The 14,177-nt window shown below is 62.2% G+C and carries 8 protein-coding genes; 3 read left to right on the top strand and 5 right to left on the bottom strand.

Features of this window, described 5'->3' with window-relative positions; translation table 11 throughout:
• Positions 1–24 precede the first annotated feature (24 nt).
• Positions 25–1,251, bottom strand: coding sequence for a helix-turn-helix transcriptional regulator (locus ACMFWR_RS29185; protein ID WP_413195857.1), 1,227 nt, complete (start codon positions 1,249–1,251; stop codon positions 25–27).
• A 212-nt stretch (positions 1,252–1,463) separates the two neighbouring features.
• On the opposite strand from ACMFWR_RS29185, the gene ACMFWR_RS29180 reads away from it, so the two are divergent.
• From ACMFWR_RS29180 to ACMFWR_RS29170, 3 genes are all read left to right on the top strand, one after another.
• Positions 1,464–3,611, top strand: a complete 2,148-nt coding sequence (locus tag ACMFWR_RS29180) for a multicopper oxidase family protein (RefSeq protein ID WP_413195856.1) — start codon at positions 1,464–1,466, stop codon at positions 3,609–3,611.
• A gap of 46 nt (positions 3,612–3,657) precedes the next feature.
• Positions 3,658–4,146: a hypothetical protein gene (locus ACMFWR_RS29175; RefSeq protein WP_413195855.1), complete on the top strand. Its 489-nt coding sequence runs from the start codon at positions 3,658–3,660 to the stop codon at positions 4,144–4,146.
• A 387-nt stretch (positions 4,147–4,533) separates the two neighbouring features.
• Positions 4,534–6,654: an FAD-dependent oxidoreductase gene (locus tag ACMFWR_RS29170; protein WP_413195854.1), complete on the top strand. Its 2,121-nt coding sequence runs from the start codon at positions 4,534–4,536 to the stop codon at positions 6,652–6,654.
• Between the two features lie 92 nt (positions 6,655–6,746).
• Here ACMFWR_RS29170 and ACMFWR_RS29165 read toward each other — a convergent pair whose 3' ends face one another.
• From ACMFWR_RS29165 to bcsZ, 4 genes are all read right to left on the bottom strand, one after another.
• Complete coding sequence (locus tag ACMFWR_RS29165; RefSeq protein ID WP_413197382.1) at positions 6,747–7,244, bottom strand: hypothetical protein; 498 nt, start codon at positions 7,242–7,244, stop codon at positions 6,747–6,749.
• A gap of 61 nt (positions 7,245–7,305) precedes the next feature.
• Positions 7,306–7,815: a tetratricopeptide repeat protein gene (locus tag ACMFWR_RS29160; RefSeq protein WP_413195853.1), complete on the bottom strand. Its 510-nt coding sequence runs from the start codon at positions 7,813–7,815 to the stop codon at positions 7,306–7,308.
• The gene (locus ACMFWR_RS29155) at positions 7,815–12,947 is read right to left on the bottom strand and encodes a cellulose synthase subunit BcsC-related outer membrane protein (RefSeq protein ID WP_413195852.1); all 5,133 of its coding nucleotides are present in this window, start codon (positions 12,945–12,947) and stop codon (positions 7,815–7,817) included. The genes ACMFWR_RS29160 and ACMFWR_RS29155 overlap by 1 nt, the downstream gene beginning before the upstream one ends.
• Positions 12,923–14,059 (bottom strand): cellulose synthase complex periplasmic endoglucanase BcsZ, encoded by a 1,137-nt coding sequence (gene bcsZ / locus ACMFWR_RS29150; protein WP_413197381.1) that lies wholly within the window; start codon positions 14,057–14,059, stop codon positions 12,923–12,925. The genes ACMFWR_RS29155 and bcsZ overlap by 25 nt, the downstream gene beginning before the upstream one ends.
• Positions 14,060–14,177: the final 118 nt, after the last annotated feature.

Here is a 14,177-nt window from a genome sequence, read left to right as displayed (position 1 = left end):
GCATATACTCATGGCGACGAAGCATTAAATTGTTGCCCGTCCGTGAGCTCCGGCACGGCCGACAACGGACTGTCCTTCCACTTCGGCTTGCATTGTCGCCGTCAACGCAATGACGCGTTCGAACTCGCGAAGTCCTGACGTCCCGGTCTTTCGCAAGATGGCGCGAATCTGGCTCCGTACCGTTTCAAGCGATACGCCTCTCGTACTCGCCACAACCTCCGCCGTGCTGCCACCTGCCAGCGCGACCGCCACGTGTGCTTCGGCACGCGTAAGCCCGAAGATGTCGACGAGTAGCTGCACGCGTGGCGACAACGGTCGGTGCAGATGACGCGCAACCACAGCGGCCACACCGTGGATGACACCGGCGCCTGGGTTGAGCCGCGCCAACGAAGACAAATGACGCGGAGCGGGACACACGAGCGTCGAGAGCGTGGCGGCATCGCCGGTCAATGCACTCGCCCCTGGCGCACGAATCTGCATGCCCCCGCCGACGCCACCGCGAGATGCGGCAGCCACAAGGCGACAAAGACGGGCGTCATCGTCGAGATGACGGGCAAAAAGCCTCGACGCAGTCGCGACCGGCCCCGGGCTGTGCCGGGCCGTGGACAATCCCGACCCATTGTTGCTGAGCAATGTCACCGCTTCGGCATTGCAGTAGAGAACCCGCATCTGCGGATCGACCAGAAACACGGCGATGGGCAGTATGTCGAGGACCACTGAACCGGGATCGGCCACGGGCGCCAGCCGCTCGCGCATCTGAAGCGCACGCTGAAGGTGCGGAAGGAGTAGCGAAAGCGTTCGCCGGTTCGCTTCTTCGAACGGCCTGGATGAGGCATCCCGATGCAGTCCGAGCGGAATGACTTTAGACGTGCCGATGAGCCCGCCGATCATGTAGCGACGCGAACTTTTGCTACCGAAATCCGCGTAGAACGCGCTGTTCACATAGCGCGCGTCCGGAACGATCTCGTGACCGAGTCGGACATCCCCGCGCCGCTGCGCGGCTAGTTCGAGATTCACTTCACGCGCAGCCGCACGATAAGGATCGAGCGCAACGTAGTGCGACGCGTAGTGCTCATCGTAGGCGTCGGTGCGCATTAAAAGATTGCCCGACACGCCACGCTCATCCGACAACCACAGCGTTGCGCGTTGCGCCTCCAGGAGCTGCATCAACTGATCGCCAACGTCCTGCCAGCTTGCCCCCTCGCCAAACGCCGCGGCATAGATCAGATCGATGACCTCTGTGATTTCCATGCGATGCAAGGAAGCCCCCGTGTGCGGACACGATTTGGCGCGACCATCCCCAGTTCTGGGGATGTCTGGCTGCGCGCAGTATCACATACTTCAATCGAGCCTGACCTTGACGTTTCGAAGACATACCTAGAGCGCAAAGGAGCGCGATCATGCCCCGGATTGCAGCGGCGTATTGCAAGCCTGCGGCACGGTCCTCGCGGAGATCGGTCGCGATGACTATCGCGATCCTGTCGTTGATTCTGCTGGCCCACGGTTGCCACGGCGACGACAGCAGCAATACCGGCCCGACACTCATCGCGCGGACGAAACTCGACGGTAACTGCTTCGCGAAGTTCGCGACCAGCCTGCCGGTGTTTGGACCGGCAGGCTCGATACCCCGCGTCGATCTGGGGGCGCATCCCAACATCACCGTCACCATGGTCGAAACCGCGCAGCCGGTGCTGCCGCAGGGTGCCTTCGCAAAATGCGGCGCCGGCGTTTCGTTCGGATCAACGCGGGTCTGGGCGTACCAGACCGTGGATTCCGGTACGGGAGAACTGCTTGGACCGGCGCACTGGCCCGCGGTCACCCTTGTGGCTCAACGGGGTGTTGCCGTGCGTGCCACGTACGTCAACAAGCTGCCGAGCTTTGATCCGGACCGTCCTACCGGTCCGGGCATGGTGCAAGGTGAATTGCCGTTCGACCAGACCGTGCATTGGGCCGATCCATTGAAAACCGGTTGCGCGATGCCCATGTCCGGCTCCAAACCGAGTTCCTCATGCAACCAGAACTACATCGGACCCGTTCCCGCTACGGTGCACTTGCACGGTGCCGAGCTGCCGGCCGCATACGATGGCGATCCGGAGTCGTGGTTCACACCGAACGGTCTGAAAGGCTCTGACTATCACACGGTCGGCAATTCGCGACCCGGCACAGCGATCTATGAATATCCGAATCTGCAGGAGCCCGGGACGCTCTGGTTCCATGATCACGCATTGGGGGTCACGCGCCTGAACGTCTATGCGGGGCTTGCGGGGTTTTACTTTCTCAAGGATCCGAGCTCGGAGCCTCAAGGCTATCCAGACGGTCCGCAGGAAATCGAAATGGCCGTGCAGGACCGCATGTTCGACACCACTGGCCAACTGTATTTACCGACTCAGCAACCTACGGCCAAGCATCCATTCTGGAGCCCGATATTCGAGGGCGACGTCGCAGTCGTGAATGGCGCGGCTTTTCCGTATCTCAACGTCGAACCCAAGCGCTATCGGCTGCACCTACTGAATGGCAGTCTGAATCGGGGCTATACCTTCGTGTTCGGCAAAGCACCGGTCTATCTGGTGGGAAGCGACGACAACTATTTCGACGCACCAGTTGCACTTGCCGCGCCTTCTGGCGGGGGTTCCGCCGGGCTCTCCGTCTCGCCGGGCGAACGGGCCGATATCATCGTCGACTTCTCGAATTTCGCTGGCCAGACGATCGAACTCACGAACAGCCAGCGGGGTCAGGACGTCCAGCTACCCGACATCATGCAATTTCGCGTCGCTGCGTCATCCTCCACACCTGACTCGAGCTGCGACCCAGCCACTCCCGATATCTCCACGGGGAGATGTGCAAGGCCAACCCCGATGACGCACATGACGGATGGAAACGGGAACGTTCGACCTGGGGTGAAGATCGATAAAGTCCGGCAAATGATCCTTTACGATCACGTCGAAAAATCCGGCGGACCGGTTCCCACCGATATCAAGGAATACGTCAACAACACGACATGGAATGGCCTCGAATCGCCTTCGATCGCCCATGATTTTCCGAGCGATGGCGTTAGCGAGACGCCGCGCGTGGGCTCGACCGAACTCTGGGAAATCGTATATCTCTCGACCATGCCTGGCGCGAGCCATCCGGTCCATGTGCATCTTTCACAGTTTCAGGTTCTGAATCGCCAGACGATCAATGCGAGCCAGTATCTGGCGGATTGGAACAAGGCGTTTGGCTCGAATGGCAGTAGCAAGGCTCCGCTGCCGGCCGGTTGCGCGGCAGGCGCCTATTGTCCCGACTACGGCCCCCCGCTGGACTATGCGACACCCAACAAGGACGGTGCGCTGGGTGGAAATCCCGCTTTTAGTGGCTACCTGCAAGGCGCTATCACGGCGCCGACACCGGCAGAGTCCGGATGGAAAGATACGGCGGATGCACATGCCGGCGAAGTGCTAAGAATCCTCGTTCGCTGGACGCCGTCGAGCGCGCCTCTTATCGCGAACCAGTCCTACGCTGGACAGAACCTTTACGCGTTCGATCCGACGCAGGGGTATTACGTCTGGCACTGCCACGTCATCACTCATGAAGACAACGAGATGATGCGGCCCTATCGAGTGACGAATTGAAGGCGGGCAGCGAGCCTGGTTCGCGCGTGCGCCGGGAATGACGAAAATGAATCGGCCGATGGTTTGCTTGGCGGTCGCTGCGGCTCTTTGCCTGATGCTCATCGCGACTCACATGTGGATCCGCTTCGAGAATGACGTCACGGTCTATATGTTGTCTTGCGACGGCGCGCAGATGAACGGGACTTGCGAAGGCACGGAAACAACCGACGTGCCGTTCTCTTACCAAGTCTCCGCCGACCAGCATTCCGTACTGTATTGGCGCGTGAATGATCCCGGTTTGATACGCAGGTTTCCGTTCTGTGCCATTCATGACTCAACAAGCTGGCTGTGTGAGTGGGATGACGACGGTGCGCCCAAGACGAAGTTCGGTATGCAGGCCGGGCGTTATGTCGAGGTTGGGACGTGCGTGACTGACCCGGGCGGCCCGATGTTTTATCAGGTTTCAGCGTGGCGATGGTGGCGCGTGCGGGTTCGAGAGTGGCTGTTTTCAGGGGCGGCACGATCGGCGCGAATGCCGTCCAACATATCGCACTGAGGTGATTGCGATGCCCCTATTTGCACACCCGTTGTGCGTAAGCCATAGCACCCGCCCTGTTTGAAAGCTGCGCTCTTACTGGCGTGCACTGACCCATCCGATAGAACTCGACCACAGCACGAATACGACGCCATGTGTCCCGCATGAAGCGCTCGAGCCTCCAGGTATCCGCACCGCTATGCGCGCCCGCCCGATGGCGGAACCAGAGATCGCTCCCGAAGAAAACTCGTCTGCTGCTGTAACCGCCCTCTTGTTCTAGACGAACTAGCAGTTGGATTACCTACGCTCTTGTGTGAACAAGACTGCCTGGGACGCGAGCAGGACACTTTCAAACACTCTCGTTGGTTCGCTTCCGCTGACCTTCGTTCTTGTGGAATGACTGCCCTCATGTTGCGAAACATTCTTCGATTTGCCTCCGTATCCGGTCCTGTCCTGCGTTCGGTTTGCACGCCTTGGTTGCTATTCTTTACACGGCTCTGGTTCGGGCAGGTAGTCTTCGTACACCAGATTATGGCGATGGCGGAAACGAGCCACGGTGGACCATTTTCCGACGGCCTGCATGTTCCTTCAGGGCTCGACGCGGCACTCCACGGCGTTGTGCCACTGCTGCTGACCATAGGCTTGCTGACGCGGCCAGTCGCGCTCGTACTGATTGCAGAAGTCATTTCAGGTAGCCACGGCGCCTTGGGCGTGGGTACACAGGGTGTCAGACTCGCCCTGCTTGCATGGCTGGTTGTGAGCGGTGCAGGATCTGTATCGGTGGATATCCTGTTGGCGCGAGGTTTGTCATGGGTTCCGTTCCGCCCGATCCGGCTCGTGCGGGAAGCCTATGTCCGGATTGAACGTTATCTGTGCCCTCTCCTGCTATTCGCGGTTCGTGCGGCGTTCGCCGTTTCGATCGCCGACACTATGCTCCCGACGATGTCGTGGGTACATGGCGCCATGCTGGGCACTGGTTCCGCGCCTCTCGTCCATCCAGCATGGCTTGCGGTAGCTCTCGCGTTGTTGTTTGCGCTGGGCTGCGCTACGCGGCTTACTGCATTGTTCGTCGCAATGATGGTCCCTGTAGCCGGTATTGCCATGTCAACGGACGACCGCTTGGCATCTCTGTTTCTGCTGCTGTTAGTGGTAGCGGCGGGTGCTGGCACCTTTTCACTCGACTGGCTGGCGGCCCGGTGGTTCCGAATGCGAGCACAAAGAATCGACGGTGTGCCGGAGAACCTGCCGCACGTCGTAGTGGTCGGTGGTGGATTTGGAGGCGTCGCTACAGTGCAGGGGTTGCGCAATTCCCGCTGTCGAATCACGCTGATCGATCAGCACAATCATCACCTTTTCCAGCCCCTGCTCTATCAGGTGGCTACCGCCGCTTTATCACCTTCCGAGATCGCCACGCCTATCCGCAGCCTGTTCCGTCATCAGCGCAATGTTCAGGTCAGACTGGGAGAAGTGACAGGAGTCGATTCGGCTGCGCGGGAGATACAGATCGGCATGGCGCGAGTCGACTTCGATTATCTGGTGTTAGCCACTGGTGCTCGCCACAGTTACTTTGGAAAAGACTCCTGGGCTCCCTTTGCGCCAGGGCTCAAAAGTATCGACGATGCGACGGCCGTGCGCAGTCGACTGTTGCGCGCTTTCGAACAGGCCGAAAGCGCAGCAACCGAGACTGAGCGCGCAGCGTGCCTGACTTTCGTAATCGTTGGCGGGGGACCTACAGGAATTGAATTGGCCGGAGCTATCTCTGAACTGGCTCGACATGGTATGACAGAAGAATACCGGACCATTGATCCATCGACGGCACGCGTTATCTTGTTGCAGTCAGGGCCGAGACTTCTGCCCGCATTCCCAGCTGCGCTATCGAGCGCAGCGGAGGACTCTCTGCGAGCGCTCGGTGTCGAGGTTCGTCTCGAGACTCGCGTTCAAGGGGTGGACGATAATGGTGTCGACATTGGCCAGCAGCGCATCGAAGCTCGCACCGTCTTGTGGGCAGCGGGCGTTGCAGCATCACCTGCAGCTCAATGGCTCAATTTGAAAGCAGACCAGTCCGGTCGGATTGCAGTAAGAGACGATCTGTCCGTACCAGGCCTGCAACGTATCTTCGCAATCGGCGATACAGCAGCCTCCCTAAGCTGGAACGGCACAGCGGCTCCCGGTCTGGCGCCTGCCGCAAAACAACAAGGACGATATGTGGCACGTCTAATCGCTGCGGAGCTGACGGCGCGACGTCCTCCACCTCCGTTTTGTTATCGTCATTTCGGTAACCTTGCCACAATCGGCAGACAGGCTGCCGTCGCCGAGATCGGCAAGCTTCGGCTTTGGGGAGCGCCTGCCTGGTGGTTTTGGGGTGCAACTCACATCGCCTTTCTGGCCGGCGGACGGAACCGGATGATCGTCATTGTTGATTGGCTCTGGGCATATCTGACCTACCGGCGCAGCACACGACTTATTACAGGCGACGCGCGAAAGAGAACTGACGGTGGTCACCGCCTCCGCATCGACGAGTTTCACTAACCGACCATCACGGTTGGATGCTAGCGAGATCGCGATGTGCATACGATCTGCCACGCCTCACCAAGACCACGGGATTGTGCGCCGACACCCCTCTAAAACTTATACCTCAACATAAACCCCACCGTCGCCGGCAACTGATCCGACGGAATCGGCGGAATCAAAATAAAGTTGATCCCCAGCTTCCCATAGTTCGTCATGACGATCGGCGCCACAACCGGCCCAACGGTGTGATTGCGTCCAAGGCCCCAGTCGCCGTAGTTGTAGCCCGAGATAATCCCCGCCATCACGCCGACGCGCACGTAAGTCCACGTGAGAAAGTCGGGCGACCATAAGCCCCCGCCATACCACGACGGACGGTCGAGCGAGTTGCGGAATCCACCCGCGGTCAGCGCCCAGTTGTGATTCACCCAGCACTCAAGTCCGAGCCCCGGATTGAATTCGTTGAAGTGCTTCTGCGGATTGATGTGATACGACGCCAGCATCCCGTCAAGCCAGACTCCGTCGCTGCACAGTTCGAATGCCTGTGCCGGTGTCGATGCTCCATATGCGACCGCCGCGCATACGCATGCCTTGACCATTGCGCCCCGCATTGCGCGCAGCGTTGTACTCGTACCTGCCACAGTCAGCCCTCGATGTTATTTTTTGTCGAAACTACCAAGGTTGCACGCCGGATGTGACGCCCTGACGGCTGATTGCCCGGTCGGCGTCGGCGCCATTCTCGTCGGTCAGGCCCGGCGTCTGTCGTTGCATCCAGTCGGTAAGAATCCGCAGGTTGGCCCGGATGTCTTCCCGTTCAGGGGCAATCGCAACGGCGCGCCTCAATAACTGAAGCGCTCCGCCGCTGTCCCCCAGCATGGCGCGTGCCGTGGCGAGATTATTCAACAAAGCAGGGTCGTCGGGCGCCTGCTTGAGTGCCGCATTGAACTGATCAGACGCCGCCTGTGCGTCGCCAGCCGCAAGGGCTGTGCGTCCGGCGTCGATCAGCTGACCCACGGAAGACTGATTCTGTGTGGCGTCGTTGCCACTCCAGTCGACTTTGGTGACAAGCGAATCGTAAGTATTTCGCGGTGCTTGAGCGTGGACGAGGTTCGATGACACGAGGCCCGTCACGACGACGAGGCCTGTGGCCACGCGCACGATCGCGCCTTGTAGCTGCCTCATCAGTACTGCGGATACTGCGAAACAAGCGGTGTCGGCGGCAGCAACTGCGCACCGCTTTGCCGCGTGAACGCGTAACGCATATAGACCGACGCATACCACTGGCGATAGTCGGTGGCGTTGTCCACCCCACCTACGCCGCCGACAAACAACTGCGGCGCGAGCTGGTACTCGAGCACGCCAAGCAGGTTGTAGCGGATGCCGGTTTTCGACTGACCGGGTAGCGTGGCTGTCAGCGCGGGGTTTTCGTTTGCCCCGGCGTTTGCCGCCGCGGTCTGGTATCCGGAGTTGCTCGGGAAGTACGGCTCCGAATTCTCACGGAAGTGCTGCACGCCGATCGATCCGTTGACGCGATACGCGAGATTGCCGTCGCGGCCGTAGTAGTCGACAGGCAAGTTGAGCGCGACGTAGGTCTGCGGACTGAAATAGCCACCCTGCCCGAACGTGAAGCCGCCGAGGTTCTTTCCATACCCCATGACCATCGCGTTGACGCCTGCGGTCAGCGTCTCGTCGAAGCCATTGATCAGGTGCGTGTAGAAGCCGCCTCCGCCTTCGGCACGCGTGTTGTTCTCGACGTTATCGCCTTGCAGGTAGCTATATGAGCCGTAGACGTACGCGCCGTTGCTGCCGTCGTCCCAACCCAGTTGAGCTCGCGCACCACTGCTCATCACGCCGCCCCATTTGACGCCGGAGCGCGGATCGGTGGTGCCCGCATACGACAGCACGCTGTCTGTCACCGGCTGACGTGTCGCGGACAGCTGATACGACATGAGGTCGTTGATCGTGCCGCGATAGCCGATATCGCCGGTGATATTCGTTTCCTGGAAGCCGAGCGGCGTCGAGCCGACGGCAAGGGTCCACGAGCGCGTCTGATAGCCGACCTGCAGGCCGACGCCTTGCGCATGCTGCGATCCAGGCGCAACGGTCGTGCTCGGCACGGCAAGGCCGGTGCCGAACTCGCTTTGCGTCGAGGGCGACCCATCGGGCGTACCGCCATCGAGATACACGGGTGTCGCTCGCACGACGATATGTCCGTCTCCCGCTCGCACACGGCCTTCGATCGGCGTTTCGATATCGGTCAGTGTCGACAAGCCATCGGTGCCCTCTCGATTGCGGAAGCTCAGGCCCGCGCTCATGGTGCTCGCCTGCTCCCGATTGATCTGGTCGAGTTCGTCCTGCACGCTGACCGCGGTGTTCGGTGGCGGCGCACCGACCTGGATCGTCGGGCCGGTGTTGGCGTTCGGCAGAGCGGATGCGATCGCGGCGGTTGCCGATGAATTCGCCGGCACGTACTGCACCGGCGCTTGTTGCTGCGGATAGGCCTGCTGCGGGTAGTAAGCAGGCGCCGGCTGCGCATAGGCCTGCTGTGGATACGGCTGTTGCGCATAGGCCTGTTGAGGGTACGCGCCGTAGCCTTGTTGCGGATAAGGCTGCTGCGGATACGGTTGGCCGCCACCTTGGGCATACGCAGGCGCGTAACCGGGCTGCACGTACCCCTGCTGCGGATAGCCTTGCTGCACGTATTGCGGGTAAGGTGCGTTCTGCTGACGATACGGTTGCGCTGGCTTCTTCGTCTTCGATGTCTTTGCAGTCTTGGTCGACGACGCCGGCTTCGGCAGCGGTGCGTACCCCGGGTTCGGCGGATAGTAGCCTTGCGCGGCTTGGCCGGGCCATGGTGCGGGCTGCGGCTGATAGCCCTGCTGCGGATAACCGGGACCGTATCCGGGTACATAGCCCGGCGCATAGCCCTGCCCGTTTCCCTGCGCGTACGGCTGCGCATACCCTTGCTGCACCGGATACGCAGGCGCTGGCACATAACCTTGCGCCTGTTGCTGGGCATACGCCTGCTGACCTTGCGTGGCCGCAGGTACGAGTTGCGGCGCGCTCGGCACCGGCACCATCGGCTGTTGTTGTGCCGACTGCGGATAGGCCTGTTGCTGCGCTCCTTGAGGATACTGTTGCTGCGCAGCCTGCGGATACGGCTGCTGCGCGCCACCCCACGGCTGTGCAGCGGCCGCTTGACCCGCACCATACTGGCCGTAGTTCTGCCCAGGCGCATTCGGGTAGCCCTGCTGCGCATTCGGATACCCCTGCGGCGCAGGCGCCATCGTCTGTGCCGGCGACGGATACGCTTGAGTCGCCTGCACCTGCGACGCAACGCTCGCCGGCACTTGCGAATACGCGGCGGGCTGGTTCGGGTAAGCCTGATAGCCATCCCCGCCACCCGAATCCGATGCGCCGTTCGCATCCGGACCATAGCCCGGCGACGGCACGGTGGACCACGGCGCGACGCTCGCCGGGTCGACCGACGAACGCGGACCCAACTGATAGTTCTGACCCGGCGTAGGCGCCACGTAGGGCGCCGGCGGGGCCGGTGGCGGAGTGTAGGGCATGGTCTGTGTCGAGTAAGGAGCCGTCGAATACCCCGCCCCGGCGGGAACCTGCGCCGGCGCCGGAACGGCCGCCGGATAACCATATGCCGCGTTGTTCGGCGCGGGCGTCGGTGTCTGCGTCGCGCTCATATCCGGACCGCGGATACCGATAAACGGATTGAGCGCGGGCGTGGTGCCGCCACTCAACGACGCATCCCATCCGCGCCCGACAAGGCGCATGTCGAGCGGTCCGTTCGCGCCGCCCACAGGTGCGCTCTCGGCAATCAGCGATCGCTGAAAATACTCGGCCGCGAGCCTGTTGCGCCCCTGTGCGTGATACAGCCGCCCACCTGTTGCAAGTACGCGCGGATTGTTCGGCGCGATCTGTAACGCTTGCTGGAACAGCGTATTGGCGGTCGACCAGTCGTGATTGGCCGTGCCCGCGCCGACCGCGGACATCAGCGTGTTGAGATCGTTGGGCCGCACCTCGAGTGAACGCTGGAAGCACTTGATCGCTTGCCCCGGCTGATTGGCCGACGCATACATGCGGCCCAGTGCGCTTTGCAATTCCGGATCGTCGGGCCGCACGGCGAGCGCAGGCGCGATCGCGTCGAACGCCCCTGCGAGATCGCCCTTGACGCGCAACGCATCGGCACGACGCAACTCGACGGCCATATTGATGTTGCTGAGCCCTTCGCGTTGCTCAGGTGTCAGCGACATCGACTGAAGCCGCTGGAGCACGGACACCAGCTCCGTCTCCTGCTGAGTCGAGAGCAACACGCCGGCGTACTGCAACAGCAATCCCGCATCGGGCCGTGACGATTGAGCGAGCACGGCACGCATCATCGACAAGGCATGGCCCGTATCGCCGATCTGCGCGTACGCGCTGGCCAGCGTCGAGATCAACTCGGGATCGCTGCCCGCCACAGGTTCGGCATTGGCCAACGTGGCGCGCGCCGCGGCAGTCTGCCCGCGCTCGGCGAGCGCCGCAGCGGTATCCGCCTGTGCGTGAACCCAGAGCCGATGCTGAAGCGTCGTCATATCGCGCTTACGTTGTGCAGGCGGCACGCGCTGCAGCAACAGCAAGCCGTTGTTCCAGTCCTTCGTTTCGGCGGCAAGCAATGCAGCCGCGTAAAGCACGTCGGGCGAATCGGGGTGAGCAGCCAGCAAGCCATCCATCAGGCTGCGTGCACTGCCCGTTGCGCCGAGCTTCACATAGACACGACCGAGATCAAGCCGCATCCACGGGTTCTCGGGGTCATTGAGCAGCGCATCTTCGAGCAGGCTTCTGGCAGTGCCGAGATCACCGCGTGACTCAGCGTTCCGCGCATCGGACTGCTCGGCCTGTGCCTTGAGCTTGTTGATGCCGCCGACTTTCTCGCGCTGCTCGGCGGTCAGCTGGTCGGCGAACTGCATCGCTTCTTGTCCGCGCCCTTGCGCGGCGAGCGCACCAACCAGGCCCCGGATCGCATCGGGGTTATCGGCCTGTCGACGCAGCACCATGCGATAGGCCGCCTCGGCAGCACGCGGGTCGCCCGAACTCAGCAATGTCTCGCCGAGCAGATTCTGCGCGGTGACTTCGCTCGGGTCGACGGCGATCGCTTTTTCGAACAGGCTCTTTGCCTGAGGGATCTCGCCATTGCTGCGTGCGCCAAGCCCTTCACTGACGTCGCTCCAGTAAGTTGCGCTCTTGAGTGCATCGCGCCAGCGTCCCGGATTGCCCGCCTGCATCGCGCGCTCGAGATAGCCCTTGGCCTCAGAAAATTTCTCCTGCTTGAGCCGCACGACACCCATGCCACCCAACGCATCGCCATCGTTGGGCGAGGCTTTGAGCACGCTTTGAAACCGTGCTTCAGCGGTCGTCAGATCGTTTTGACTCGCGGCGTCGAAGCCCTCGGACACCGCCCGGCCACGCGCGTTTTGCGCCGCGCCGATTGCTGCGCGCTCGCGTGCGCTTGCCTCTTGTGCGGCCAGTGCGTCATAGCGCGCCTTGACGGCCGCATCGTTCGGATTGGCCTGCAAATAGGCTTGATAGAGCGGCTCATCCGAAGCGCGCCCGCCGAGCCAAAGCAACGCCTGACGCCAGCTTGTGCGCGCGGCTTGTCCGACATCGGGCGAGCTCGCAAGCTTCTGCAATTGCGCAATGCCATCGCGGCGCGTGGCTTCGCGATAGGTCAGATGCTGCGCCAGTGCGAGCGCAAAGCGCGGCTCGTCAGGGTGCGCTTTGACGAGCGCTTCCATCCCGCGACGCGCTTCGTCATAGCCCTGCGGCGTCGCACCGAGCGACTGGTAGTACTCGAGCGCGACATCGGGCGACACGGGGCCGTTCGTAATCGCTTGCTGATACTTCTGCACGGCGGCCGCCGATTGGCCTTGCTCAGCGAGCTTGCGCGCGTCCTGAATGGCCGATCCGCGCGGCGTGCTCTCGCCGAGCCGGCTCGCGAGATCGTCGATACGCGGATCGTTCGGCGATGTATCGCGCAACTGCACCAGATATTCCTGCGCCTGCGTGGGCTGCTTGCGGTCGACCTCGACGATGCCCATGCCATAGAGCGCATCGGGCTGTTTCGGATCGATGCGCAGCACCTTCTGCCACGCTTGCTCGGCGAGGTCGCCACGCTTGTGGTTCTGCCAGTATTTCCCTTGGGCGATCAGCACCGCGAGCGCATCGTTCTGCTCGGCGGCGTACACCTGCGATAACCCGGCACCCGCCTGGAAGGCCGCGAGTACCGCGACGATCAGCGCGCGTTGACGGACTGGCATGCTCCCTCCCAGCGCGGCTCGAGCCGCCCATGAATGTCGAACCGGTAACGCTGCTCGGCCGCTCCCGTGCCGAACAGGGCCAGTGCCCGATCGTAATAGCGCGCCCGCCCAAAATCACTGGCCAGATGATGTTCGGCAAGCGTGACGGCCTGCGCGTCGTTCAAGGCGTTGAAATACGGCAACAAAGCCCCCCAGAATCCGACAGGAGCGGCGCCTTGCCCGGCCCCCGTTGTCGTTGCGACGCGCTCAGGTATCGTGCCGTTCGCGTCGGCCGCCGCGCGCATGCCGCCCAGCGCGGCAAGCTGACGCTGCGCCAATGGATCGGACGACGGCGTGAGCGCGGCCCATAAATACGTGCGAATCGCGTCGTAGCTGCCGGTGTCCCCGCTCACCGGATCGACGACATACCCTTGCCCGACATGAAAGGCGGCCCAATCCGGTGCGTAGCCGTGCGGCGACACGATCCGGATCATCTCGGTCGCGCTGCTTGCCATCGCAGTCCACGGCCCTTGCGGATCTTCCTGCGCGAGCCGTCGCAGCACGAACAGCGGTGTATAGCTCGGATTGAGCCGCGCAAGGCCGTTCTGATAAAAGCCCTTCGGCCCGGGCAGCAGCACTGGCCCGACACCCGGCAACGAGGCCGTCTCGTTCGCGCGGATCTGGCTCAGCAGCGACAATGCGGTCTGTGTGTAACGGCTGTCATTCCATAAGCGCCCGGCTTCAAACAGGTCATACGCAATCCAGACATCGGAATCCGCGGCGGAATTCGGATCGATCACGCCATAGCTTCCATCGTCGCGACGCCCCCATTGCCATGAAGGCAGGCGCGCGCCGTCGGGTCCGAACTGACCGCCCGCCAGGTTCTGGCGAGTCCAATTCAACGCGCGATCGAAGGTGGCCCGATCGTTCGCGACCAACGCGAAGAACATCGCATACGACTGCCCTTCTGACGTGGTCTGCTGACGCGGCGTATCTGCGTCAACGGCATGCCCGTCGGGCTGCACGATATGCGAAAGCCAAGCGTCGTATTGCGGCCACGCGCACGGCGCGGCCTGTCCTGCCGCGGATGCAAAGCTCAGGCACGCGCAAGCAGACCAGCAAGCAGACCACATGGCGCGTCGAGTGGCGCGCAACGGCACGCCCGCCTCGATACGCCTTGCAACGCGGTCCATCGCGCGCCGCGTCGTGCGCGCCTTCACACACCCCGTCTCGCGCTCCCTCGTGCGCCCC

This window comes from Pararobbsia alpina, from assembly GCF_965118125.1.
In the GTDB taxonomy this organism is placed as follows: Bacteria; Pseudomonadota; Gammaproteobacteria; order Burkholderiales; family Burkholderiaceae; genus Pararobbsia; species Pararobbsia alpina_A.
This window is presented reverse-complemented; position numbering and strand designations above follow the sequence as displayed.